This window comes from Nocardia sp. NPDC051463 (assembly GCF_040681975.1).
GTDB lineage: Bacteria > Actinomycetota > Actinomycetes > Mycobacteriales > Mycobacteriaceae > Nocardia.
This window is the reverse complement of record NZ_JBFBAB010000013.1, coordinates 35726-58686: the sequence shown is the minus strand read 5'-3', so window position 1 is coordinate 58686 and position 22961 is coordinate 35726. Positions and strand designations below refer to the sequence as shown.

The 22961-nt window shown below is 68.0% G+C and carries 24 protein-coding genes and 1 riboswitch; of the genes, 7 read left to right on the top strand and 17 right to left on the bottom strand.

All coding sequences use genetic code 11. The features are described from left to right. Window positions 1-61: 61 nt before the first annotated feature. The 3 genes from nadC to nadA all read right to left on the bottom strand — a co-directional run bounded on the left by nadC (window position 62) and on the right by nadA (window position 4032). Complete coding sequence (gene nadC / locus AB0M74_RS18625) at window positions 62-922, bottom strand: carboxylating nicotinate-nucleotide diphosphorylase (protein ID WP_366527496.1); 861 nt, start codon at window positions 920-922, stop codon at window positions 62-64. Window positions 923-1049: 127 nt separating this feature from the next. After that, on the bottom strand, window positions 1050-2876 hold the full coding sequence (locus tag AB0M74_RS18620) for an L-aspartate oxidase (protein ID WP_366527495.1): 1827 nt from the start codon (window positions 2874-2876) through the stop codon (window positions 1050-1052). 109 nt (window positions 2877-2985) lie between these two features. Continuing rightward, on the bottom strand, window positions 2986-4032 hold the full coding sequence (gene nadA / locus AB0M74_RS18615; RefSeq protein ID WP_366527604.1) for a quinolinate synthase NadA: 1047 nt from the start codon (window positions 4030-4032) through the stop codon (window positions 2986-2988). Between the two features lie 86 nt (window positions 4033-4118). Here nadA and AB0M74_RS18610 point away from each other — a divergent pair, with 86 nt between their 5' ends. Continuing rightward, window positions 4119-4877, top strand: a complete 759-nt coding sequence (locus AB0M74_RS18610; RefSeq protein ID WP_366527494.1) for an NUDIX domain-containing protein — start codon at window positions 4119-4121, stop codon at window positions 4875-4877. 351 nt (window positions 4878-5228) lie between these two features. Here AB0M74_RS18610 and AB0M74_RS18605 read toward each other — a convergent pair whose 3' ends face one another. The 7 genes from AB0M74_RS18605 to bioB all read right to left on the bottom strand — a co-directional run bounded on the left by AB0M74_RS18605 (window position 5229) and on the right by bioB (window position 9648). Continuing rightward, the gene (locus tag AB0M74_RS18605) at window positions 5229-5660 is read right to left on the bottom strand and encodes a hypothetical protein (RefSeq protein WP_366527493.1); all 432 of its coding nucleotides are present in this window, start codon (window positions 5658-5660) and stop codon (window positions 5229-5231) included. After that, complete coding sequence (locus AB0M74_RS18600) at window positions 5657-6052, bottom strand: hypothetical protein (protein ID WP_366527492.1); 396 nt, start codon at window positions 6050-6052, stop codon at window positions 5657-5659. Before AB0M74_RS18600 ends, AB0M74_RS18605 begins: the two co-directional genes overlap by 4 nt. Window positions 6053-6298: 246 nt before the next feature. Beyond that, window positions 6299-6484, bottom strand: coding sequence for a hypothetical protein (locus AB0M74_RS18595; protein WP_366527491.1), 186 nt, complete (start codon window positions 6482-6484; stop codon window positions 6299-6301). 606 nt (window positions 6485-7090) lie between these two features. Continuing rightward, the gene (locus AB0M74_RS18590; RefSeq protein ID WP_366527490.1) at window positions 7091-7627 is read right to left on the bottom strand and encodes a DUF1353 domain-containing protein; all 537 of its coding nucleotides are present in this window, start codon (window positions 7625-7627) and stop codon (window positions 7091-7093) included. 95 nt (window positions 7628-7722) lie between these two features. Beyond that, window positions 7723-8409, bottom strand: a complete 687-nt coding sequence (locus AB0M74_RS18585; RefSeq protein WP_366527489.1) for a DUF2567 domain-containing protein — start codon at window positions 8407-8409, stop codon at window positions 7723-7725. Continuing rightward, complete coding sequence (locus tag AB0M74_RS18580; RefSeq protein ID WP_366527488.1) at window positions 8409-8624, bottom strand: hypothetical protein; 216 nt, start codon at window positions 8622-8624, stop codon at window positions 8409-8411. Before AB0M74_RS18580 ends, AB0M74_RS18585 begins: the two co-directional genes overlap by 1 nt. A gap of 10 nt (window positions 8625-8634) precedes the next feature. Next, a complete protein-coding gene (bioB, locus tag AB0M74_RS18575) occupies window positions 8635-9648 on the bottom strand; it encodes a biotin synthase BioB (RefSeq protein WP_366527487.1) in 1014 nt (337 codons plus the stop codon). A 134-nt stretch (window positions 9649-9782) separates the two neighbouring features. Here bioB and AB0M74_RS18570 point away from each other — a divergent pair, with 134 nt between their 5' ends. Then, a complete protein-coding gene (locus AB0M74_RS18570) occupies window positions 9783-10367 on the top strand; it encodes a TetR/AcrR family transcriptional regulator C-terminal domain-containing protein (RefSeq protein ID WP_366527486.1) in 585 nt (194 codons plus the stop codon). A gap of 219 nt (window positions 10368-10586) precedes the next feature. Here the strand turns inward: AB0M74_RS18570 and AB0M74_RS18565 are convergent, their stop codons facing one another. The 5 genes from AB0M74_RS18565 to AB0M74_RS18545 all read right to left on the bottom strand — a co-directional run bounded on the left by AB0M74_RS18565 (window position 10587) and on the right by AB0M74_RS18545 (window position 15863). Continuing rightward, on the bottom strand, window positions 10587-11936 hold the full coding sequence (locus tag AB0M74_RS18565) for an LLM class flavin-dependent oxidoreductase (RefSeq protein ID WP_366527485.1): 1350 nt from the start codon (window positions 11934-11936) through the stop codon (window positions 10587-10589). Then, window positions 11933-12688, bottom strand: a complete 756-nt coding sequence (locus AB0M74_RS18560; protein WP_366527484.1) for an ABC transporter ATP-binding protein — start codon at window positions 12686-12688, stop codon at window positions 11933-11935. Before AB0M74_RS18560 ends, AB0M74_RS18565 begins: the two co-directional genes overlap by 4 nt. Next, window positions 12664-13527 carry an ABC transporter permease gene (locus AB0M74_RS18555; RefSeq protein ID WP_366527483.1) on the bottom strand — a complete coding sequence of 288 codons (864 nt, stop codon included), beginning with the start codon at window positions 13525-13527 and terminating at the stop codon, window positions 12664-12666. The genes AB0M74_RS18560 and AB0M74_RS18555 overlap by 25 nt, the downstream gene beginning before the upstream one ends. Beyond that, complete coding sequence (locus tag AB0M74_RS18550; protein WP_366527482.1) at window positions 13527-14621, bottom strand: ABC transporter substrate-binding protein; 1095 nt, start codon at window positions 14619-14621, stop codon at window positions 13527-13529. The genes AB0M74_RS18555 and AB0M74_RS18550 overlap by 1 nt, the downstream gene beginning before the upstream one ends. A gap of 75 nt (window positions 14622-14696) precedes the next feature. Next, complete coding sequence (locus AB0M74_RS18545; RefSeq protein WP_366527481.1) at window positions 14697-15863, bottom strand: alpha/beta hydrolase; 1167 nt, start codon at window positions 15861-15863, stop codon at window positions 14697-14699. Between the two features lie 63 nt (window positions 15864-15926). Further along, window positions 15927-16060: riboswitch (cobalamin riboswitch) on the top strand. Window positions 16061-16094: 34 nt separating this feature from the next. On the opposite strand from AB0M74_RS18545, the gene AB0M74_RS18540 reads away from it, so the two are divergent. The 5 genes from AB0M74_RS18540 to AB0M74_RS18520 all read left to right on the top strand — a co-directional run bounded on the left by AB0M74_RS18540 (window position 16095) and on the right by AB0M74_RS18520 (window position 20950). Continuing rightward, complete coding sequence (locus tag AB0M74_RS18540; RefSeq protein ID WP_366527480.1) at window positions 16095-17126, top strand: iron ABC transporter permease; 1032 nt, start codon at window positions 16095-16097, stop codon at window positions 17124-17126. Then, entirely contained in the window at window positions 17123-18097 is a 975-nt protein-coding gene (locus AB0M74_RS18535; protein ID WP_366527479.1) for an ABC transporter ATP-binding protein, read from the top strand. The genes AB0M74_RS18540 and AB0M74_RS18535 overlap by 4 nt, the downstream gene beginning before the upstream one ends. Next, on the top strand, window positions 18094-19119 hold the full coding sequence (locus AB0M74_RS18530) for an ABC transporter substrate-binding protein (RefSeq protein WP_366527478.1): 1026 nt from the start codon (window positions 18094-18096) through the stop codon (window positions 19117-19119). The genes AB0M74_RS18535 and AB0M74_RS18530 overlap by 4 nt, the downstream gene beginning before the upstream one ends. Window positions 19120-19439: 320 nt before the next feature. Beyond that, window positions 19440-20390, top strand: a complete 951-nt coding sequence (locus AB0M74_RS18525) for a sigma-70 family RNA polymerase sigma factor (RefSeq protein WP_366527477.1) — start codon at window positions 19440-19442, stop codon at window positions 20388-20390. Continuing rightward, window positions 20387-20950: a maleylpyruvate isomerase family mycothiol-dependent enzyme gene (locus tag AB0M74_RS18520; protein WP_366527476.1), complete on the top strand. Its 564-nt coding sequence runs from the start codon at window positions 20387-20389 to the stop codon at window positions 20948-20950. Before AB0M74_RS18525 ends, AB0M74_RS18520 begins: the two co-directional genes overlap by 4 nt. Before the next feature lie 58 nt (window positions 20951-21008). Here the strand turns inward: AB0M74_RS18520 and bioD are convergent, their stop codons facing one another. Together bioD and AB0M74_RS18510 are read right to left on the bottom strand one after the other, a co-directional pair. Continuing rightward, the gene (bioD, locus tag AB0M74_RS18515) at window positions 21009-21671 is read right to left on the bottom strand and encodes a dethiobiotin synthase (RefSeq protein WP_366527475.1); all 663 of its coding nucleotides are present in this window, start codon (window positions 21669-21671) and stop codon (window positions 21009-21011) included. Between the two features lie 94 nt (window positions 21672-21765). Further along, the gene (locus AB0M74_RS18510; protein ID WP_366527474.1) at window positions 21766-22920 is read right to left on the bottom strand and encodes an 8-amino-7-oxononanoate synthase; all 1155 of its coding nucleotides are present in this window, start codon (window positions 22918-22920) and stop codon (window positions 21766-21768) included. Window positions 22921-22961 lie beyond the last annotated feature (41 nt).

Sequence of the window (22961 nt, the reverse complement as noted above, 5' to 3'; positions counted from 1 at the left end):
CGGCTCGCATCGGCGATGCGATGCGAGCCGCGATCGAGCGGCTCGGCCACCGACGGTCCGCCTACATATCCAAGCCGAGGTCGAGCACTCGCACCGAGTGAGTGAGTGCTCCCACCGCGAGGTAGTCGACGCCGGTGCGGGCGTAGTCGGCGGCGTCGTCGAGGGTCAGGCCGCCGGAGGACTCGAGTCGGGTTTGCGGGGCCTTGGCGTCGCGCCGCTGGACGGCGGCCTGGGTCTGCCAAAGCGGGAAGTTGTCCAGTAGGACGAGTTCCACGTTTTCGGCCAGCACCGCGTCCAGTTGTTCGAGGCTGTCGACCTCGACTTCGCAGGCGATGTCCGGGGCCATGGCGCGGACCGCACGCAGCGCATCGACCACCGAACCGGCGGCGACCACGTGGTTGTCCTTGATCAGCGCGGCGTCGCCGAGACCCATCCGGTGGTTCACTCCCCCACCTACCCGCACCGCGTACTTTTGCAGAGCGCGCAAGCCTGGCAATGTCTTTCGGCTGTCACGGATCCGGCATTGCGTGCCTGCGACTTCGTCCACCCACGCGGCGGTGGCCGTCGCGATGCCCGACAGGTGGCAGACCAGATTCAGCATGGTGCGCTCGGCGGTGAGCAGGCCGCGCGTCGGTGCGACCAATCCGAGCACCGATTGTCCCGATGTCACCCGAGTACCATCGGCAACCCGGTCGGTGACCTCGTAGTTCCCTGCCCCGATCACCTCGTCGAGGACGAGCAACCCGACATCGAGCCCGGCGACCGTTCCCGGCTGCCGCGATACCACCGACGCCTTCACTGCCGCATCCGCGGGAACGGTTGCCGCAGTAGTGATGTCGGGTCCGTACCGCAGATCCTCGTCCAATGCCTTTCGAATGAGCGCGAGCACCTCGCTCCGTTCGAGTCCACTCTCCGAACTCATCACTGCACTCCTACTCTCCACGCCCGCAGCGGGCAGTACTCACGGCCCCGAGCCGAGGTGAGACGCGCACCATCGCGGGCGCTGCCCGCGATGTGCCGCAACCATGCGCCACTCATCGCCCCGGCGGTCACGATGCGCTCGGGAGGGAGTCACGGGGCCAGGGGTCGGCGACGGCGAATCCGTCGGGGGCCGGGACCGGTTGGCCCTCGGAGCCCAGACGGAATGCGACGCTGTGTTGCCGTCGTTCGGTCGGCTCCTGGTAGTCGGAGCGGGTGTGGCAACCGCGGCTCTCGGTGCGGGCCGCGGCGGCCAGCAGCAGCACACGAGCAGTCAAGGTGAGCGCGGCGTCCTCGAACTCGGCGATCCGTTGCGCCGCAATGCTGCCCGCCGAGTCGTGCGCGGGGCCGGTCAGCGGCACAACGCCGTTCGGTGACGACGCGTCTGTCTGCGCTGCCGCGCCATTACACACCCCATGACCGTCTCGCACCGCCCGATCGCCGGAAATCGCCGCGGCATCGTCCACCGACGGATCGATCGCCGCCGCACCGCCCGTGGCACGGCTGTCACGCACCGCCGAACTGTGGCCCGTCCGCGTCACGCGATGCAGCACCGCATGCTCCAGCCTGCGTGTCGCATCGGACAGACCGGCGCCGTCGCGGACGACGGAGCCGTGGGCAGTCATCAACTGCTGCACCAGCATTCGGTCGACGCGAGGAACCGCACGGAGCGGGATTTCCGTGATGGGCGCTTCCGCACCGAGACGTTCCGTCGCGGCCGCCCCGGCGCGTTCGCCCACGACGAGCCCCTCGAGCAGACTGTTGGAGGCCAGCCGATTCGCGCCGTGCAGGCCGGTTCGCGCTACCTCGCCCGCCGCGTACAAACCAGGGACGGCGGTGCGACCGTGCGTGTCGGTGACCACCCCGCCGCATTGGTAGTGCGCGGCAGGAGCAACCGGGATGAGATCGGTGCGCGGATCGATGCCCGCGGCCAGGCAGGAGGCGGTGATCGTCGGAAATCGTTGCGGGAAACCGTCGATGGACCTGGCATCGAGATACACGTGGTCGGCGCCGAGTGCTCGCATCCGCTCCGCGATGGCCCGCGACACCACGTCACGGGGAGCCAGATCACCACGGGGGTGCACCCCAGCGGTCACCGAATTGCCTTCGGAATCCACCAGTGTCGCACCCTCGCCGCGGACGGCTTCGCTGATCAGCGGCCTGCGACCGATCCCGCCCGGCGTGTACAGCACCGTCGGGTGGAACTGGACGAATTCGAGATCGGCCACGGTCGCTCCGGCCCACAGCGCCAGCGCGATACCGTCCGCGGTCGCCCCGGGCGGGTTGGTGCTGAGGGCGTACAGCTGGCCGAGCCCACCGGTGGCCAGCAGCACCGCCGGTGCGTGCACAACCCCTAATCCGCGCTCGGACACCGCGATCACGCCCTGCACACCGCTGGGACCGGTGACAATCTCCAGTGCCGCGGTGCCGAAGAGAACCGGCAGACCTGCCGCGTTCAATGCACGCTGCACCTCGGCGCCGGTGGCGTCGCCGCCGGCGTGGATGATCCGTCGAGTGCTGTGCCCGCCCTCGCGGGTGCGCGAAATCTGGCCGTCGCGACCGAGATCGAATACCGCCCCCAGGTCCGTCAGCGCGGCGATCGCGTCTTGCCCGCCTGCCACGATCGACCGCACCGCATCGACATCGCAGAGTCCGGCACCGGCCTCGACCGTGTCGTCCACATGCGACTCCACCGAATCCCCGTGCGGCGCGACGACAGCGATGCCGCCCTGGGCGTACTGGGTGGAGGTGTCGGTCGCTCCGCCCTTGCTGAGAATGAGCACCCGGAGGCCGCGCAGCGACGCAGTGCGCGCCGCGGTCAGACCGGCGACACCGCCGCCGATCACGATCAGGTCAGCGTCGGCCTCCCAGTCGATCCGGGGCGGCGCGATCGTCATTTGCTCCTGCCGCCCCGGACGAGCACGTGTGCCCGGTTACCGATCTCGATCCGCGGGCGCACCGGATCATATTCCCGCGCAACCATTTCCAGCATCGCGCGAACGGCATTCATTCCCCACCGCCCGGGTTGCCGATCTCGATCATGCGCTGCACCGAATTACGGGCCAGCGCAGCGGTTTCCAGATCGACGTGCACCTCGTCGCGGTTTTCCACCAAGGCCCGAAGCAGCGCGGCCGGGGTGATCATCTTCATGTACTTGCACGAGGCCCGGTCGTTGACGGCCTGGAAGTCGATGCCGGGGGCGGCCTTGCGCAGCTGGTGCAGCATGCCTACCTCGGTGGCGACGAGCACCTGGCTCGACTTGGCGACCCTGGCCGCATCGATCATGCCGCCGGTGGACAGGATGTGCACCCGATCGGCAGGGAACGAACCCGCACCCGCGAGATACAACGCCGAAGTGGCGCAACCGCATTCGGGGTGCACGAACAGTTCGGCGTCCGGGTGGGTGCGGGCCTGCTCCTGCAGCTCGTCACCGTTGATGCCCGCGTGCACATGGCACTCGCCCGCCCAGATCTGCATGTTCTCGCGACCGGTGACGCGCTTGACGTGTGCGCCGAGGAACTGGTCCGGCAGGAACAGCACCTCGCGGTCCGGGTCGATCGAGGCGACCACGTCCACCGCGTTCGAGGAGGTGCAGCAGATGTCGGTGAGTGCCTTCACCGCGGCCGTGGTGTTCACATACGACACGACGACGGCGTTCGGGAATTCGGCCTTCCATGCGCGCAATTCGTCCGCGGTGATGGAATCGGCGAGCGAGCAGCCTGCCCGCTGGTCCGGAATCAGCACGGTCTTCTCGGGGCTGAGGATCTTGGCCGTCTCCGCCATGAAATGCACGCCGCAGAACACGATGGTGTCCTCGGGCGCCTCGGCCGCGATCCGGGACAGCGCCAGCGAGTCGCCGACATGATCGGCCACGTCCTGGATCTCGGGCAGCTGGTAGTTGTGCGCGAGAATCGTGGCGTTGCGCTCGCGCGCCAATCGCTTGATCTCCCGCGCCCACTCGGGCGTCCCTTCGACGCCGGTGAATCCCGAGGGCCCGTCGGTGACCTGCTCCATCAGCGTGGTGCCAGGCGCGGTTGCGAGCTCTGCTCCCATCGTCGCCATGGTGGCTCCTTCCTCCATGCGCTCGGCAATACCGCCGAATTCGCACCAAACCAGGTTTTCGACTTATAATCGAAAACGTGCCCCATAGTAACACCATCCACGAATCGCTCACCGCGGTGTTCCAGGTCCGGCGCTTCCCCTCCGATATCACCGCAGGTCCAGGCCCCGCAGAGCGCTCTGGCGAGGTCATCCGACGCTGCCCACCCGACCAGCGAACCGAACTCGCCGTGCTGCTGTGGCAGCGCGCACTCGACCCACAGAAGGGCACTTGGTCGCTACCGGGCGGCCGACTGGGCGACGACGAAGACCTCGACGACTCGGCCAGGCGACAGCTCGCCGAAAAGGTCGACGTGCGCGAGCTGACCCACTTGGAGCAGTTATCGGTCTTCAGCAAGCCCGACCGGGTACCCCACCCGCGCCGCATCGCCTCGGCCTACCTCGGACTCGTCCCACTGACCGCGGATCCGCGGCTGCCTTCCGACACCGCGTGGCATCCGGTCTCCGCCCTGCCCGATATGTCCTTCGACCACGGCACGGTCGTCGACCACGCTCGCACCCGACTGGCCGCGAAGCTCTCCTACACCAACATCGCCTTCGCCCTGGCTCCCGACCGTTTCACCATGTCCACCCTGCGCGAAATCTATTGCGCCGCACTCGGATACGACGTCGACACCACCAACCTGCAACGAGTCCTCACCCGGCGCAAGGTCATCACCCCCACCGGTGCCACCGCAGCCCCCGGCCGCGCAGGCGGCCGGCCCGCCGCGGTGTACCGCTTCACCGACTCCGGCCTCCGCGTCACCGACGAATTCGCGGCGTTGCGCCCGCCGACCTGACGGCTGAGTGTGGTCGGCCAGGTGGCCGGCACCGCCACCCACCACGCCGCTGCTTCCTAGGCGTCCGATACCCGGCAGACCGGATGTCGGACCGCGATTCGCGGCCACTACCGCAGAGGCAGACGGGCCGACGAAGAGAGCACCGCCACGGCGCAGTTGTCCGGACCGGACAAGAAGCGGCACAGCGGGGTCCTGGTGGTTGCCCCTCGACACCGATCATGATCTCCGGAGAAAACGGCGCACCGACTCCGCCGCGAAGGCCGGCGGGCAACCCCGTGCGCAGCAGTCTCGGCGCACCATGTCGGGCACCTAGCACCGAGGACGAATGATCGCCCGGCTACCGTGCGGCAATCAGCGTGGCGGTGCGGTGCATCGTCGGACGGTTTCGCCGCGACCCTGTGGTCCGAGAACGTGCAGCACCTCATCCCGATCGAATCCGGGAAAGAGGGTCTCGACGGCTTCGTCCATCGATCGATCCGGTGCGCCACCGATCTGGTTCAACAGCAGATGTCCCACCTCGTGCCGAACGATATGGCCGACATCCGCATCCGAAGCCGCTGCGTCGCAGGCGATGACGATCTCGGCCGCACGTTCCAATACCAGCCCGCACGGTGCTGCCTCGGTACGCAGACCCGCCACCGGCAATAGCCGAATTCGCTTGCCTGTCATAGCTTCGGCCCGCTCTATGAATACCGCCAGGGTCCACGGCCGTGGCACGGCAAGCAATTCCGCCATCCGCCACAGCTGCTCGATGATCGGATCCCTCCGCGGTTCGGGACTCACAAAGCATCCAGCGCCCGCACCAGCGCGGCCAGGTCGGCGTCCGCGCGCAGGGCACCGCCACCACGCAATGCCAACCGAGTGACGCCGGCCGCACGGATGCTGCGTAGTAGCTCCAAATTCCGATGCAGCACCACGACCTCTGGACCGGAATCCGTGAGATAGTGTCCGGGGACACCGAAATAGTCGGCCAACGCGACCAAGACCGCCGGATCACCATCGGAAACCCCGCGCCGCAACGCCTTCAACACACCGGCCGATACCGGGAAGCCCACCCGCCGCGTCAGCTCTCGAGCCACTTCGTCGCCGGACCGTTCCGGTTCCGTCCGCGCGTGAAACGTCGCGAACAGCTGATCGACCCGTTCGGCCACACTCGGGCACCAGTCATCACGCATTCTGCACCCCACCGGCGACACTACTTATCATTCGAGTTTGGGCCCGACAGGGCGGACTGTCCAGTGGCGTCGAACAGTGAGCGGGGCCGCGTTCCCCGAAAGCGCCGCACCCGATGGCGCGACCTCTCCCGTCAGCGTCAGCGGCGGCCGTCGACGGTCACCCGACGACCCTCAGCCGACACCGGTGAGCCATCAGCCGGCTGACGGCGACGCGCTGGCGGACCGTCCGACCGAACACGCCGCACGTCACGAATCCTGTGACTGATTCTTATGTTTGCGCGTCCGGCGATACCGCCGCTTGCTGGGAACAGGTTGCGCAGCACTGGACCGGCGCAGCGCAGCGCGCCGTCGCCACGCCACCAAATCCGGCCGCTCCCCACCGGGCTCGGGGTACATCCCCGCCAACACCAGCGCCTGGTTGCGTTCGTTCATTGCCAACACCTCCTTCCCACCGTCGAAACGACTGCCGATCCACGGTAGCGGCGGCAGCAGTCGGCACTCCACTCATTTATCCGCCGGTGCAACACCTTCGAGCATCGACTTATTCGCACCGCGGGCCGTGCGGGCACCCACCGGTACTCGGGTGCGACTCAGCCGCGATCGTGCGCGGGTCGCAGCCGTCTTCCGCACCCGCCGTCCCGGTGCAGGTGCTCACTCGATCGGCCGTCGAGCAATGGCGGCGCCGGCCGATGCCCCTATCGGCCGGCGCCGCGGCAGCGGATATCGCCGATCCCGAAGAACCCCCTGCGTTCCCGGAAGCGGTCCATCCGCCGTGCCAGGGCCGCGTTCGGAAACCGTGGCACCCTAGGTGTATTCGGAGCGGACCGAGCTTCGGCTCTGCTCGATATCGATGTCGGACACACAGACTGCCGGACCAGCGGGGGCGAGGCGTCGGAGCGAGTGCCCCGACCTGCATCGGGCATAGGAAGCTGCCCGCCGATGAAAGACTCCATTATCGGATGGGGTGAACACACAGCCGGCAGAGATGGAGATCGTTTCCGCACCGGAAGACTCGGCCAATTCTCGCCGACCGGCAGATCAGGCCGTCTTCATCTGCGGCGTCGGTGGTGGCGGCGCAGGCGCGCGGCGTCCGATGGTGGCCACACCCCAGAACAGCAGCTCCACGAGCCAGAACACCATGAGAAACAGTTGCACGACGGTCGCCGGAATGGCGAGGAACGGGACCGCCAGCGCGGCGATCAGCACGAAGCGGGCAATGTCGAGCGGACCTGCGCCACGCAGGCGGCTGCCCAGACGTACTGCGGCCCACATCATCCAGCGACGCGGCACCGATACGCCCGCCTCGCGCAGCGCGCGCCGGAAGATGCCGTCCGCGTCGGCCACGCCCACCACGCCGGAGCTACGCAGATAGTCGTGCAGAATCGCGGCTCTGGTGTAGACGCCGTAGCGGGGGATCAACCAGACGAACGCCCGCGGCACCGACGCGAAATCGGTGCGGAAGCCTTCGGGGATAACGAATTCCTCGTCCGCACCGTGATAAACCAGCGGCGCGGCCACCCGCCAGAACTTCGCGTCGAGCTCCTCGACGACTGGCCCGTTACCGACGAACACCACGACCCGTTCCTCTCTGAACGCAGAGCGTGTCCCACCAATTCTAGGTTGTCGTGGCGCTTCTGGACCGACCCGCGGGCAACAGTTCGGCCACCGTGTCAGTAGGTGGGACGAGACTCCGGCATCGAACCGCTTCCGGGCTCGCGGGCCTGCCCGTACCCACCGTCGGGGACGGAACCGTTGCCCGTCTGCTGGGCGACATACGACCGGTAAGCGCTTGTCCCGGAGAAGGGTTGGTCATCGACCGGCCTGGTCTCCCCGAATGGGCCGCTGAATCCGGTGCCGAGATCGTCCGACGGGTAGAGCGCGGCAACGAACAGCACCACCAGTGACGCCAGCAGCGGCTGCACGATCAATGCCAGCCAGCTGCTCACCTCGGTAGGCAGCACCACGATCTGCCCGACGGGCGGATCGTGCGGACGCGGATGCTCCCATCCGGTGAGCTGCTCGCCGACCCAGGACATCGCGAACGCACCGGCGAGCGACCCGGCCAGCAGCCCGAGTTGCACGATCGGCCCGCGCACCGCGCGCCACCGCCACGCACCCACCGCGGACAGCACGCCGGTCACCGCGCCGATGCACACGAACATTGCCAGTGCATCGAACTGATGCACGCTTTCCCCGGTCAGTGCGGAGCCACGGCCCGGCTGCACCACCAGCAGTTGCTCGGTCGGCGCCAGCCAGCCCCACACGGCACCGCCGAGCACGCTGAGCAGCAACACCGCGAAACCGATGATGACCGCCGCGCGCACCTCACGCCGGATCCCCGCCGCACCCGCCACCACTAGCGGCGTTCCAGACTCGCCGAGTCGAGCACGCCGTGTCGTGAGCACTTCGCCCACCAACCGTCCGGGCTTACCTGCACGACCATCCGGCGACCGCACTCTGTACAGAAGCGCGGCGGTTCCAGCCCCAGCGCGGCAGCGGTCGGCACCGGGTCATCCAGACCCGGCACGATCCGCTTGCCGGTGAACGGGTTGTAGCGCTCGTCCATATCCATGACAGTACTGTCAGAGCGTTTCGTTGAGCGCTTTGATGGGCATCTTCAACTCGCCGAGCAGATCCAGGTCCGCTTCGGCGGGCCGTCCGAGGGTGGTCAGGTAGTTGCCGACGATGACAGCGTTGATGCCGCCGAGGATGCCCTGCTTGGCACCGAGGTCGCCGAGGGTGATCTCGCGGCCGCCCGCGAAGCGAAGCATGGTGCGTGGCAACGCGAGTCGGAACGCGGCGACAGCGCGCAGCGCGTCGGCGGCGGACAGCACTTCCAGGTCACCGAAGGGGGTACCGGGGCGCGGGTTGAGGAAGTTCAACGGGACCTCGTCGGGATCGAGCTTCGCGAGATCGGCGGCGAATTCGGCACGCTGCTCCAGGCTTTCGCCCATACCGAGGATGCCGCCGCAGCACACCTCCATGCCCGCTTCGCGCACCATGCGCAGGGTGTCCCAGCGCTCTTCCCAGCTGTGTGTGGTGACCACGTTCGGGAAGTGCGAACGGGAGGTCTCCAGGTTGTGGTTGTAGCGGTGCACGCCCATGGCGGCCAGCTGATCGACCTGCTCCTGGGTGAGCATGCCCAGCGAGCAGGCGACCTGGATATCGACCTCGTTGCGAATGGCCTCGACGCCCGCGGCGACCTGCGCCATCAGCCGCTCGTCCGGGCCACGGACCGCGGCGACGATGCAGAACTCGGTGGCGCCGGATTTGGCGGTCTGCTTGGCCGCCTCGACGAGGCTGGGGATATCGAGCCAGGCGGCGCGCACCGGTGACTGGAACAGACCGGACTGGGAACAGAAGTGGCAGTCTTCCGGGCAGCCGCCGGTCTTGAGGCTGATGATGCCCTCGACCTCGACCTCGGGGCCGCACCACTTCATGCGCACCTCGTGCGCGAGGGCCAAGAGGTCTTCGAGCCGATCGTCGTCGAGCCGCAGCACCTCTAGGGTCTGCTCCTGGGTCAGGCCGACGCCACGCTCGAGCACCTGCTCGCGGGCAATGGCCAAGATGTCGGTCTGAACGGGTGCCTGGGTCACTGCACGAATCCCTTCGTCCGGTGCAGTACACGGCCGATCCGCTGGGCTCACCCCAGGTGGCCGTGCAACTTGAACGGTGTTCAGGCTAGGGTAATGGTAAGAGTGAGTCAAAATACGACGGGGAAGGAATCCGGGTGCAACTGCACAGGGCGGACGTGGTCGACGGCGCTGTCGCCATTCTCGACCAATACGGTCTCGCCGATCTGACCATGCGCAGACTCGCGGGCTCACTACAGGTGCAGCCCGGGGCCCTGTACTGGCATTTCCCCAATAAGCAGGCATTGCTCGGCGCGGTCGCCGACAAGATCCTCGCGCCGATGGACGAGCCGATCGACGCGATCGAATGGTCCGGCCAGATCACCGAATTGGCGCATCGGCTGCGCAACTGCCTGCTGGCCTACCGCGACGGCGCCGAACTGGTCTCGGCCACCTACGCCTCCCGCCTCACCACGAACAAAGGCCGGGAGCGCCTGGTGAGTGCGGCAATCCGAGCCGGGATGCCGCGCCACGAAGCCGAACTGGCGGCCTACACCCTGCTGTACTACGTCCTCGGCCAAACAGTCGACGAACAGTCCAGAATGCAAATGGACTCGGTCGGCGCCCTCCCCGACAACGCCTCCCCCCTCGACGAAACCCCCGACGCCACCGCCCGTTTCGACTTCGGCCTGCAACTGTTCGTCGGCGGCGTCCGGCACCTCCTCGGCACCCGCGTCCGCTGACCGCGAACCGCACCTGGTGCCGCGGCCGAAACCCGGAATCGGCGCATTACCCTCGGGCGACATCGGCACCGACGGCCATGATCAGGCCGTGCGCCGGAGTCGAGGGCGACAAGACTGCCACGCAGGCGAGTTCCACTGCCGACGAGGCGGAGAATCACCCCAGCCGCGCGCCTGATCCGGGGTGCGCCGGGCGGGAACCGTCGAGTTCTCCGCGACCGCTCACGGGGCCAAGGCCGGGCGGCGGGCGAATTGGCTGTCGGGACGGGGCAGGCCGAAGTGGTCGCGGAGCGTGGTGCCGGTGTATTCGGTACGGAAGAGACCACGCTGCTGCAGGATCGGGACCACTGTTTCCGCGAAGACCTCCAGACCGCCGGGGTAATAGGGCGGCATGACATTGAAGCCGTCGGCGGCGCCGTTGCGGAACCATTCCTCGATGGTGTCGGCCACCTGCTCCGGCGTGCCGGCGAACACGCGATGCCCGCGGGCGCCCGCGAGGCGGTGCAGCAGGCCGCGAACGGTCGGGCGTTCACGCTGCACGATGCCGGCGACCACTTGCAGACGGCTACGGGCGTTGTCGGTGACATCGCCTGCGTCGCTGAACAATTCGACGGGAACCGGCTCATCGAGCGCGAGGTGGCGCAGGCTCTTGCCCGCGATGCCCTCCAACTGCTTCAGGCCGTACTCGGGGACGGTGAGCTCGTTGAACTCCCGTTCCAGCTTCTTGGCGGCTGATTCGGTGTCGGCGATGAAAGGGCTGATGCCGGGCAGGATCTTGATGTGGTCGGCATCGCGACCGAATTCCCCGGCCTTCGCCTTGATATCGGCATAGAACGCCTGCGCGTCCTCGAGACGCTGATGTGCGGTGAAGATCGCTTCGGCGTACTTGCCCGCGAACGCGCGACCGTCATTGGACGCCCCCGCCTGCACCAGCACCGGATACCCCTGTGGCGTGCGCGGCGCATTGAACGGCCCACGCACCTTCAGGTATTCGCCGACAAAGTCGATCGGATGGATCTTGTCCGGGTCGGCGTAGATCCCTGCCGCCTGATCGAGCACGATCGCGTCGTCTTCCCAACTGTCCCACAGTGCGACGACCGCATCCACGAACTCTCTGGCTCGTGCGTAGCGCTCGGCATGCGACGGATGCTCGGCGAGGCCGAAATTCGCTGCGGCGAGATCGGTTCCGGTGGTGACGATGTTCCACCCGGCCCGGCCGCCGGAGATGTGGTCCAGGGTGGAGAACAGCCTGGCCAGGTTGTAGGGCTCGTAGTAGGTGGTCGAGGCGGTCGCGATCAGGCCGAGATGGGTTGTCGCGGTGGCGATGGCGGTGAGCAGCGTAATCGGCTCCAGCCCAGAGCCCGCGTTGTGTTCGACATTCGTCCGCAGCGCCGGGCCATCGGCGAAGAACACCGCGTCGAGCTTCGCGGCTTCGGCGGTTCGGCCGATCTGCTGGTAGTAGGCGACGTCATAGATCCGACCCGGCTGACTGTCGGGGTGCCGCCACGCCGCCTCGTGATGCCCGGCGGGGTAGATGAACGCATTGAGGCTGAGTTGACGCGGTGAGCTCATGACGCTTTCTTCTCTTCGTCGATGTGAGGTGGCGTGGTGTCGACGCCGAGGCCGGCCAACAGCAATTCCCGCAGCCGAGTGAAGCCGGGGTCGCTGTGGCGGCGTGGCCGGGCCAGGTCGACGTGCTGATCCAGCGCGATCCGGCCCTCGTCCAGGACCAGCACGCGGTCGGCGAGCAGCACGGCTTCGTCGACATCGTGGGTAACCAGCAACACCGCAGGCTTGTGCTCGGCGCACAGGTCCTGCAGCAGTGCGTGCATTTTGATGCGGGTGAGCGCGTCGAGCGCACCGAACGGTTCGTCGGCCAGCAGCAGTTCCGGCTGCCTGACCAGCGAGCGCGCCAGCGCGACCCGCTGCTGCTCACCGCCGGAAAGCTCCTTGGGCCACGCCCTTTCCCGACCGGCGAGGCCGACCTCGGCCAGCGCGGTGCGCCCGCGATCGGTGACTCCGGCACCGGAGAGACCGAGAGTCACATTGTCCAGCAACCGGATCCATGGCAGCAGCCGTGAGTCCTGGAATACCACGGCGCGTTCAGTCGGCACCGTCAGCTCGCCGGATCCTGGCACGTCGTAGTCCAATTCGGCCAGCGCCCGCAGCAGGGTGCTCTTGCCCGAACCGCTGCGGCCGAGCAAGGCGACGAATTCGCCGCGCGCGATATCGAGGTCGATGCCGCGCAAGACAGCCCGGTCACCGAACCCGCGATACAGGTCGCGGGTGCGCACCACATTCAGTCGGCCAGTGTCTGCCGCCATGACAGTGCCCTCCGTTCCACCGCGCGCACGGTGATATCGCCGAACAAACCGAGCAGGCCGTATATCACCAGTCCGACAACGATCACGTCGATCTGGCCGTAGGTGCGGGCCTGCGTCATCAGATAGCCGATGCCACTGGTGGCATTGACCTGCTCCACCACCACGAGCGCGAGCCAGGAGATGGTGACCGCGAGCCGCAGGCCGGTGAAGAACCCGGGCAGCGACCCGGGCAGCGCGATCCGTCGGACGAATCCCCAACGCGAAAGCCCTACCGTCGCCGCGAGTTCCACGTACCTGGAGTCGACGCTGCGCAGTTGCGCATGAGTGTTGAGGTAGATCGGAATCGCCACACTGGTGGTGATGACGAGCTGTTTCATCTCCTCGCCGATGCCGAACCACACGATGAACAGCGGGATCAGCGCCAACGTCGGGATCGCCCGCTTGATCTGAATCGGCCCGTCCACCAAAGCTTCACCGATCCGGCTCAGCCCCGCGACCAACGCGAGCACCACCCCGATGACGACACCGAGACCGAGACCGACGCCGGCACGCTCGACGGAGGTGAGCAGGTTCGACTGCAGCCTGCCATCGGAAATCAGGTCACCCGCGGTCTCGGCGACCGTCCACGGCGCGGGCAATGTCTCCGGATCCAGCGCGCCGGAGGCGGCTCCGATCACCCAGGCGGCGACCAGCAGCAGCGGTCCGACGGCGATGCCGAACGGGATCGGTCGACCGGGTCCGAGCCTGGGCCGACTCGGTGTGCGCCGGGCGAGCACCTGGGCCGGGACCGGGCGGGCACGGCCGAACCGCCCGAGCACACCCGCATCCACGGTGGCCATTACCGTGCCTTCGGTTCGAACGCGGCGCCGCTCTCGGTGACGGCCTGGGTGACGGGAGCATCGAAGCGCAGGTCGAAACCGCTCGCGGCGCGTACCTTCTTCGGTAGCTCACCCGCACCGTCGATGACATCGATGGTGGCTTGCTGCCGGTCGACGAGTGCTTGGTCCAGGTGCGGGAAGGTGTAAGTACCGAGCGATTCGACGATGCGTCGGGCGTCGTCGGCGCTGACCTTCTGGATGTCGACGTAATACCGACGCGCCCACTCGTCCTGATGGGTATTGGCCCACTGGTGCGCCCGCACATAGGCGCCGACCAAAGCGCGGGTGGCAGCGGCCTTCGCCGGGTCCTGCACGACGGCACGGCGCGCGTACAAATAGGCCAATCCGCCGTAGATACCGGCGGTCTCGGAGTCCGGGATCAGTGAGGTACCCGGTGTGCGCAGCAGCCGAGTGACATTCGGCTCGATCAGCGGTGCGATGTCGACCTGCCCGGTACGCACCGCGTCGAGGAACTCGGCCAGTTGCAGCCGAATCAGTTGCACATCATCGGTTTCGAGACCGGCCTTCGCCAATGCGCGCAACACCGCAGCCTGCTGGGCGGTGCCTTCGGCGTAGGCGATCTTCTTGCCCTTCAGATCGGCCAACGTGGTTGCGGTCTTGCCGGGCGCCACCGCGAGCTTCAGTGCGCTCGCGCTGGTCTGGTACGACGCGACGATCGGCACGTCCTGCCCGGCCGCCAGTGCATGGATCGGCGGGACATCGCCCACTCCTGCGACGTCGGCGGCGCCGCCACGGAAGGCCTCGAGAATCGCCGGCCCGCCGATGAAGTTGGCGAATTCGACCTTGAACGGCAGCTTGTCCAGTTCGCCGGACAACCGCAGCACCGACTGCAGCCGCTCCTGCTGGTCGGCGACAACGAGTGTGGTGCCCGCGGGAATCTCAGTCGGCAGCGGGAGGTCGGCGACGGTGGTGACCGACGGCTTGTCACTGTTCGCACAGCCGGCCAGACCGAGCGTCGCAGCGGTCGCCGCGAGGAGCACCGCGGCGATTGTGCGGCCACGGAGGCCGGTGAAGAACGTGCGTGGTTGGTGCATGCTGGCATTGAAGCAAGACGAATCCAGCGCGGATACGGTTACTTTCAGGCTGATTCGAGCCCTGCCCCGGCACCGTCAGCGCGGTCCGGCCGCACTGGCCGCCGCACGGACCTGCTGCTGAAAACGCTGCACGAACGGCAGAATCTGCTGCTCGATCACCGTGTTGTACTCACGGGGGCGCTGCATCGGGTTGGCGTGGCCGGTGTTTCGCGCCATCACCACCAGCAGGGTGCCCTCGACGCCGCCGGAGCGCTCGATCAGCACCTGGTGGGAGTATTCGACGTCGACCACCCGGTCGTTGTCGGGATTGCGCGGACGGATGAAGACGATGGCCGGGCGCGGTTTACCGTCCGCGGGGCGCGACAGTGCGCGCAGATCGTTGAGCGCGCCACCTGCCACGATCGCCAGGAATTGCGATTCGATGAGGCCGTTGCTCGCGGCATCGCGGGAAAAGATCTTCTCGCGCAGCACATCCGACACCACCCCGCCCAGTTTGGCGACCCTGATGCCCGGCATCCCCGCGCCACCACGGTCGACGAAGCGGTCGCGACGCGCATAGGTCTCCACGGTCAGGCGCAGCCCGCGACTCTCCCGCGCGCCGGGCAGCCACGCCATCCAGCGCAGCATGTCCTCGCCCCGGCCACGGCTTTCCGGGCGCACCGCATTCAGGTCCATCGGCGTGCAATCGAGGATCACCGACACCAGACGGCGGTCGCTGTCGGTGTGGATGTGCCTGGCGACCTCCAGCGCGATCACCCCGCCCATGCTGTGCCCGACCAGCACGATGTTCTTCAGTCCCGACATCTGCGCAGCGCGGATGATCAACTCGGCGATCACCCGGGTGTCGATGCCGCTGTTGTCGTATTTGATGGCCCACACCACGCCCATTCGGCTCAGCGCGGGCAGCGCCGCGGCGGTATTGCCGGCATTGAGGCCGCCGAGGCCCACCATGTCGACCACAACGGTGTCCCAGTTCTCGGCGTCGGCCGGGGGCGCGACCGGCAGGATCGCAGGCTCGGTGCGCGCCAGCCTGGCCTGCTCCGGCGCGACGTCGTGCACCCAGTACTGAGCCAACAGCACGAGTCCCGCGAGCAGCACTGCGGCGACCCGCAACAGCGCCAGCCGGGTGCGGCGCAACGACTTCCACCCGTGCCCGAGGCCGGTATCCCGCAGGCGGGCTTTGCGTCGCTCGTCGTCCCAGTCCGTGACGGTGGACGGGTGCCGTTCCTCCAACGGCGACATCTCTTCACTGTAGGCACGGCTGCGGCGGGCCTGCCAGCGAACGCGGAACACCTGCCGCGCCCGAAAACCTGACCGACCGGTAGAGTCCGAGCCGTTATCCCAGGCGGGTGCGGGAATCCGGTGCAATACCGGAACGGTCGCGCCACTGTGATCGCCGTCACGGCGAAAGTCAGACCTCCCCCTCCTGGACACACGCTGGAGAGGCCGCGATTTGCCTGTGGAGCACCGTCGATGATCCGTGCGCGAACATCGATCGCCCTTCCCGTACTCGGGGCACTGCTGATCCTCGCGATGCTGGTCGCGACCGGGTTCGGCGCCGAGACTCTACCGCTGTCGTCGGTGCTGGAGGTCCTGCGCGACCGTGTTGCCGGGCGCACACCTGCCGACCTCGGCCTCGACACGATCATCTGGCAGTTGCGTGTGCCGCGCACATTGCTGGCCGCCGTGGTCGGCGCGGGCCTGGCCGTGGCGGGTGCGGCGATGCAGACGCTGGTACGCAATCCGCTGGCCGACCCCTATCTGCTCGGTGTGTCCTCCGGTGCGGGGGTCGGCGCGGCAGCCGTCATCACCTCCGGGTTGTTCGCGAGCGCGGGAGTGTGGGCGTTGTCGGGCGGGGCGCTGGCCGGTGCCTTCGTCGCCGCGGCGCTGGTGTTCTTGATCGCGGTCGCCCAGGGCGGACTGACACCGCTGCGGCTGGTGCTGACCGGCACCGTCCTCGGCTCGGCCTTCGCAGCGCTCGGCAGCTACCTGGTCTTCCGAAGCTCGGATCCCGCTGCGGCGCAATCGGTCCTGTTCTGGCTGCTCGGCAGCCTGGCGGGAGCCGACTGGACAAAGATCGCATTGCCCTCGGGTGCGGTGGCCTGCTGCGGCCTGGCCCTGCTGGCCGGCAGCGGCTGGCTCGACGCACTCACCCTGGGAAGCGACACCGCCGCATCGGTCGGCGTTCCCGTCAAAGCGGTGCGCGTCGCCTTGTTCGTCCTGCTGGCCATCCTGGTCGGGGTGCTCGTCGCGGTGTCCGGCGGAATAGGTTTCGTAGGCCTGGTCATCCCGCATGCCGCGCGGCTCTTGGCCGGCCCCCGCCACCGCACCCTGCTGCCCACCTGCGCGCTATGCGGCGCATTGTTTCTCGTGATCGCCGACGCCGCCACCCGAGTCCTGGTGCGACCGACGGAAATCCCGGTCGGCGTGCTGACCGGCCTCCTCGGCGCGCCCGCTTTCCTCATCCTGTTGGGCCGCCGCCGCTATCGGTTCGGTGAAGCATGAAACGCCGCAACGAGTCAGAGGCACTGGAGGATGTCGCGTGGGCCGCGCCAGGAACACCGAGCTCCTCGGCGGCACACGGCGACGCCGAGGAAAACCGCGGCAGATCCGGCGGCGCGAGCCGACACCACGACCACATCGATGTGGGACCCGACCGGTCTGGTGGTGGGTCGGTGGCGACGGCACCCGAAGTCGGTGTGGCGCTCGAGGCCCGCGGCGTGACCTGCGCCGCCGGGCGACGAGTGATCGTCGCCGACGCCACCTTCAGCATTCGAGCCGGTGAGACGATCGGCATCGTCGGCCCGAACGGCGGCGGCAAGACGACCTTGCTGCATGTCCTTGCCGGCCTCGACCGACCGAAGCGTGGGCAGGTCGTTGTGGACGGTCGGCTGCTGCACGGTCTTTCGCCACGGCAGCGGGCCAGGGCAGTCGCTCTGGTCGCACAAGATGAGCGCCCGCCCGCGGATCTGCGGGCGGGCGAGGTGGTTTTACTAGGGCGCACGCCCTACCTACCGCCGTGGGGCGCGGGGTCGGCGCAGGAGCAGCACGCTGTCGAAGCAGCGTTGGCAACCGTTGACCTGGCGGGGTTCGCGCAACGGCCCGTACACCGGCTTTCGGGCGGGGAGCGGCAGCGGGTGCTGCTGGCCAGGGCGCTGGTGCAGGACACGCCGTTGCTGCTGCTGGACGAACCGACCAACCACCTCGACATCACCCATCAGCTCGACCTGCTCGCACTGGCTCGCACGCTCGACCGCACCATCGTCATGGCGCTGCACGATCTGTCACTTGCCGACCGGTACTGCGACCGAATTCTGGTGCTGCACAAAGGCCGCGCGCATCCACTCGAACCACCGGAGACCGCTTTGCGGCCGGAGGTCGTCGACGACGTATTCGGCCTCCACGCGATCCGGATCCCACATCCCGACACCGGCGAATCCCATCTGTTGATCACCCCGCGAGAGGCACATTCATGAAGAGTCTGTCCCGAGCGCTGGCCGCGACCGCGCTGGCCGTGGCGATGGCAGCCTGTAGCAACCAGACCGAGGCCACCGGTGCGCTGTCGCTGCGCAATTGCGATGCGGACGTACGATTTCCCGCGCCTGCGCAGCGCCTCTTCGTCAATGACGGAAACCTGATCTCCATGGTGCTCGCGCTCGGCGCCCACGACCGGGTCGCGGCGGTATCGAGCCTGCAGCGCGACGCAGATACCTTGCGCAAGCACTACGGTCCCGCGGTCGACAGTCTGAAATCGGTTGCCCCCGAGTACCCCGCGCGGGAAACGGTGCTTGCGCAGCGTCCTGACGTCATGATCGCCGGCTGGAGTTACGGCTACGACGAAACCAAGAACCTCACCCCGGACTCGCTGCGCAAGGACGGGGTCGCCGCCTATGTACTCACCGAAAGCTGCCGCAGGCACGACGGCGAACGCGCGCGTGGCATCACCGAGCCGTGGAACGCGCTGCGCACCGACCTGACCAACCTCGGCGCCATCACCGGCCACCCCGAACGCGCCACGGAAGTCACCGCCGACCTCGACCGCAGGCTCGCCGCACTGTCGACCGCCGCGCAACCGGAACGCAAGCCGAATATCTTCCTATTCGACAGCGCTGGCGACACCATCTTCTCCAGCGGCAAATTCGGTGCGCCCCAGGCGATCCTGGAGGCAGCGGGCGCCCGCAACATCCTCGACGATGTCACCGACACCTGGACGAGCGTGTCCTGGGAGCGCCTCGCCGCGGCCGACCCCGACGCCATCATGTTCGTCGACTACCCGAAGCAATCCTTGGCCGAAAAGGTCGAGCTGCTGCGCGCCAAGCCCGGCATCAACCAACTCCGCGCCGTCACCGAAGGCCGCTTCCTGAACCTCCCCTACGCCATGTGGACCAGCGGCCCCCTCAACATCGACGCCGCCGAACAAATCCGTAAACAGCTGGAACGCTGGAACCTGACCCCTGCCTCCACCATCGAGCCGCGCGCCGACGACACGGTGCGGTAGTCGGAGACGGTTTCGCGCCGCCGCGCCGCACACGGCGAGGGGTGTGCCCGGCGCAGGCCGCACGCACCGAACTGGTCGGGTGTGCGCCGGTCAGGACCTGTATCAGCTTCTGCCAACACGGCGAGTTCGCCGAGGGAGATACGCCGGCCGAGTTCGTTGTCATCGAGCGGACCCCGACCGGCGTGACGGCGGACCTCATCGGTCGTGGTGCCGGAGTTTCCGGCACCGATGAGTTCGGAGCCCGGGAACGGTCTGCATGTTAGAGGACTTCCATGCCGCGGCCGGGGTCCGACACGAATGGGCCGACAAAAGGGGCACCGATGGTCGACATCGACGAGTTCGCCGCACAGACGGCGCAATACCGGAGGGAATTGCTCGCGCACTGCTATCGCATGGTCGGCTCGGTGGACGACGCCGAGGATCTGGTGCAGGAGACGATGCTGCGGGCTTGGCGCGGCTACCGCGAATTCGAGGGGCGGGCGTCGATGCGGACATGGCTGTATCGGATCGCGACCAACGCCTGCCTCAACGCGCTGCAGCACAGCAGTAGGCGCGTGCTGCCCTCCGGGCTGTCGGGGCCGTCGGATGACCCGGAGACCGTGCCGTTGCTGTCGAGCGAGATCCCGTGGCTCCAGCCGATGCCGGATGTCCGTATCGAGCCCGAGTCGTCGGATCCGGCCGCGATCGTCGCTGCGCGCGAAGGAATGCGGCTGGCGTTGATCGCCGTGTGGCAGTATCTGCCGCCACGCCAGCGCGCGGTACTGATCCTGCGGGATGTACTGCGCTGGAAAGCATCCGAGGTGGCGGAACTGCTGGAGGTGAGTGTCACCGCGGTCAACAGCACGCTGCAGCGCGCGCATACCACCCTCCGGCAGACGCCCCCGGCATCGGCCGATTGCACCGAGCCCGACGATCCGGCCGTGCGTGCGGTGCTCGACCGGTACGCGGTCGCGTTCGAGAACGCCGACATGGTGGCGCTCACCGAGCTGTTGAAAACCGATGCGGTGATGGAGATGCCGCCGATCCGCGAATGGTTCCGCGGCAACCTCCGCATCGTGCGACTGATCGCCACCCGGTGCCCGGCCCGCGCGGGCGATGTGCGGATGGTCCGCACCGCCGCCAATGGGCAGCCCGCCTTCGGGTTCTACCTGCGCGGGGAGGCCCACTCGATCCATGTGCTCACCGCAACCCCGACGGGGATCGAGCGCATCGTTTCCTTCCACGACAGCGGACTCTTCGAAGGCTTCGACCTGCCGAAGTCACTGTCATGAGCTGTGACCTGTTCGACCGATCGGTGCTGTATCTCCTGTGCGCCCTGCGGGGCCTCGGCTCCGACCTCACCGGACCGACCCCCTGCCGCGGCTGGGACCTGCGCATGCTGCTCGCGCACGTCGACGAATCGATCACCGCCCTGCGCGAAGGAGTTGCGGGTGGCCAGGTTTGCACCACTCCCGCCGTTCGGCATCCCGATGCCACCGCTGTCGCCCATGTTCAGGCCGCCGCCACCGGCCTGCTCAGCGACCTGACCCACTACCGCGCTGACCTCGTGCTGGTTTCCGGTACCCCGTTGCCCGCCGAAATCCTCGGCGCGGCAGGCGCCCTCGAATTGACCGTGCACGCTTGGGATATCGCCGTGGTGCACACGCCGTCGGCACACATACCGGACGAGCTCGCAGCCGATCTACTCACCATCGCGCCGCAGCTCGTCCCGATCACCGGTCGAGATCCGCTGTTCGGGCCACCGGTCCCCATCTACACCACCAGACCAGGCGAACAACTGCTCGCCTACCTCGGCCGCACGAGCCCAGTACGCGCAGGGGCGGCTCGGTAGCGCTGCCCAGCGCAGGGTGACCGACGGTCACAGTCGATCGGCCGAACCGGTTCGGCCTTCACCAGGTGCGCGTGAACCACCCCGGGGCGGCGGCAATAAAGCGGTCGCGTCCCCATGCCCCCGCCCCCGCGGGGATGGCGCCGACCACGTCGACGCCGGTGACCTCCGACAGATCGGTACGGTTGCATTCGGCGGCCAGGTCGGGGGCGGCGGGCCAGGAGCCGATCACCAGTCCCGCACAGCGCACGCCCGCCGATTGCAGTGCGCGGGTGGTCAATTCGCTGTGATTGAGAGTGCCGAGCCCAGCGGCGACGACCACGAGAACCGGTGCGTCGAGTTTCTGCGCGAGATCGAGCAGCGTGAATTCGCCCATGCGGACGAGCAGTCCGCCCGCGCCTTCGACCAAGGTGAGGTCCGCGTCGGCGAGACCGTCTACCGCAGAGACGGTTTCGGCCAGGGTCAGCAGCGGTCGGCCGCAGCGGCGGGCCGCGGTGTCGGGCGCCAACGGATCCGGGTAGCGGGCGAGTTCGAGAGTTCGGGTGACACCCGTCAGTCGCTCGACCTCGGCGAGATCGCCGGGCTCACCCGGAGCGACACCGCTTTGGGCGGGCTTGCACACCGCGACCGATCGGCCGGCCGCGCGGGCCGCCGCCGCGACGGCCGCTGTCACCACGGTCTTGCCGACCTCGGTGGAGGTTCCGGTGATCAACAGCGGACTCATGGCCACACCACGCTGACTACGCGGGCCCGCGAAGACTCGGGCGCGACTGTGCCGGAACATATGCCGACCGAAGCTGCGACGATGGACTGTCCGCTCATGCGGGCACCACGCTCAATCCACGAGCTTCGGCCAACACCTCGGTGAGGACGCCGGCGATGGTGTCGAGCTCTGCGGGGGTGAGATCGGCGCGGGCGGTCAGGCGTAGCCGGGAAGTGCCCTCCGGGACCGACGGCGGCCGGAAGCAACCGACGTCGAGGCCACGGGACCGGCAGGCTCGTGCGGCATCGTAGGCGACCTGCGCCGCGCCGAGCACAACCGAGACCACCGCCGAATCCGGTGTCGGCACATCAGCGATACGGGCGATGTCGGCGGCCCGCTGGAGCACGCGGGCGGCCATCTCGGGTTCGCGGCGCAGCAAGCGCAGAGCCGCACGGGCCGCACCGACAGCGGCAGGTGCGAGGCCGGTGTCGAAGATGAAGGTGCGTGCGGCGTCGATCAGGTGTGCGCGGATTCGCGCACTGGCCAGCACGGCACCACCTTGGGCGGCAAAAGCTTTCGAGAGGGTCGCGGTGACGATCAGGTCCGGTTCCCCGGCCAGGCCGACCTCGTGCACCAGCCCGCGCCCACCGGTGCCGCGCACGCCGAGACCATGCGCCTCGTCCACGATCAGCACCGCGCCGTTGGCGCGGGTCACCCGATGCAGTTCGGCCAGCGGAGCCAGGTCACCGTCCGCGCTGAACACCGAATCGGTCAGCACGAGCGCGCGTTCCTCGGTGCGGCCGGCCAACAATCGGTCGACGGCGTCGACATCGCGATGGGCGGCGATCTCCACCCGCGCCCGCGACAGTCGGCAGGCGTCCACCAGTGAGGCGTGACTGCCCGCGTCGGAGACGACGAGCGCGCCGCGTCCGGCCAGCGCGGTCACCGCGCCCAGATTGGCGGCGTACCCGGAAGCGAACACCAAACCAGCTTCGGCGCCGACGAATTCGGCGAGCTCGGCCTCGAGCTGTTCATGTGCGGCCGTAGTGCCGGTGACCAGCCGGGACCCGGTCGATCCGGTCCCCCATTGCCGCACGGCATCGATCGCACCCGCGACCACCTCGGGATGCCGCACCAGGCCGAGATAGTCGTTGGAGGCGAGATCGATCGACGGCGACTGCGGCGCCCGCGCCCGCAGCTCGCGCCGCAATCCCGCGGTCACCCGCTCTGCCGCGTGTTCGTCCAACCAGCTCAACGGATCGGTAGTCACAGCTCCGAAGCATACTTGAACACCGTTCAGGTTGCCCAGTG

What these genes read in the sequence shown, in the direction of transcription:
- nadC (WP_366527496.1), bottom strand. Translation starts at nt 922, where the DNA reads ATGAGTTCGGAGAGTGGACTCGAACGGAGCGAGGTGCTCGCGCTCATT.
- AB0M74_RS18620 (WP_366527495.1), bottom strand. Translation starts at nt 2,876, where the DNA reads ATGACGATCGCGCCGCCCCGGATCGACTGGGAGGCCGACGCTGACCTG.
- nadA (WP_366527604.1), bottom strand. Translation starts at nt 4,032, where the DNA reads ATGGGAGCAGAGCTCGCAACCGCGCCTGGCACCACGCTGATGGAGCAG.
- AB0M74_RS18600 (WP_366527492.1), bottom strand. Translation starts at nt 6,052, where the DNA reads ATGCGTGATGACTGGTGCCCGAGTGTGGCCGAACGGGTCGATCAGCTG.
- AB0M74_RS18595 (WP_366527491.1), bottom strand. Translation starts at nt 6,484, where the DNA reads ATGAACGAACGCAACCAGGCGCTGGTGTTGGCGGGGATGTACCCCGAG.
- AB0M74_RS18580 (WP_366527488.1), bottom strand. Translation starts at nt 8,624, where the DNA reads ATGGATATGGACGAGCGCTACAACCCGTTCACCGGCAAGCGGATCGTG.
- AB0M74_RS18565 (WP_366527485.1), bottom strand. Translation starts at nt 11,936, where the DNA reads ATGAGCTCACCGCGTCAACTCAGCCTCAATGCGTTCATCTACCCCGCC.
- AB0M74_RS18560 (WP_366527484.1), bottom strand. Translation starts at nt 12,688, where the DNA reads ATGGCGGCAGACACTGGCCGACTGAATGTGGTGCGCACCCGCGACCTG.
- AB0M74_RS18555 (WP_366527483.1), bottom strand. Translation starts at nt 13,527, where the DNA reads ATGGCCACCGTGGATGCGGGTGTGCTCGGGCGGTTCGGCCGTGCCCGC.
- AB0M74_RS18550 (WP_366527482.1), bottom strand. Translation starts at nt 14,621, where the DNA reads ATGCACCAACCACGCACGTTCTTCACCGGCCTCCGTGGCCGCACAATC.
- AB0M74_RS18545 (WP_366527481.1), bottom strand. Translation starts at nt 15,863, where the DNA reads ATGTCGCCGTTGGAGGAACGGCACCCGTCCACCGTCACGGACTGGGAC.
- AB0M74_RS18540 (WP_366527480.1), top strand. Translation starts at nt 16,095, where the DNA reads ATGATCCGTGCGCGAACATCGATCGCCCTTCCCGTACTCGGGGCACTG.
- AB0M74_RS18535 (WP_366527479.1), top strand. Translation starts at nt 17,123, where the DNA reads ATGAAACGCCGCAACGAGTCAGAGGCACTGGAGGATGTCGCGTGGGCC.
- AB0M74_RS18530 (WP_366527478.1), top strand. Translation starts at nt 18,094, where the DNA reads ATGAAGAGTCTGTCCCGAGCGCTGGCCGCGACCGCGCTGGCCGTGGCG.
- AB0M74_RS18525 (WP_366527477.1), top strand. Translation starts at nt 19,440, where the DNA reads ATGGTCGACATCGACGAGTTCGCCGCACAGACGGCGCAATACCGGAGG.
- AB0M74_RS18520 (WP_366527476.1), top strand. Translation starts at nt 20,387, where the DNA reads ATGAGCTGTGACCTGTTCGACCGATCGGTGCTGTATCTCCTGTGCGCC.
- bioD (WP_366527475.1), bottom strand. Translation starts at nt 21,671, where the DNA reads ATGAGTCCGCTGTTGATCACCGGAACCTCCACCGAGGTCGGCAAGACC.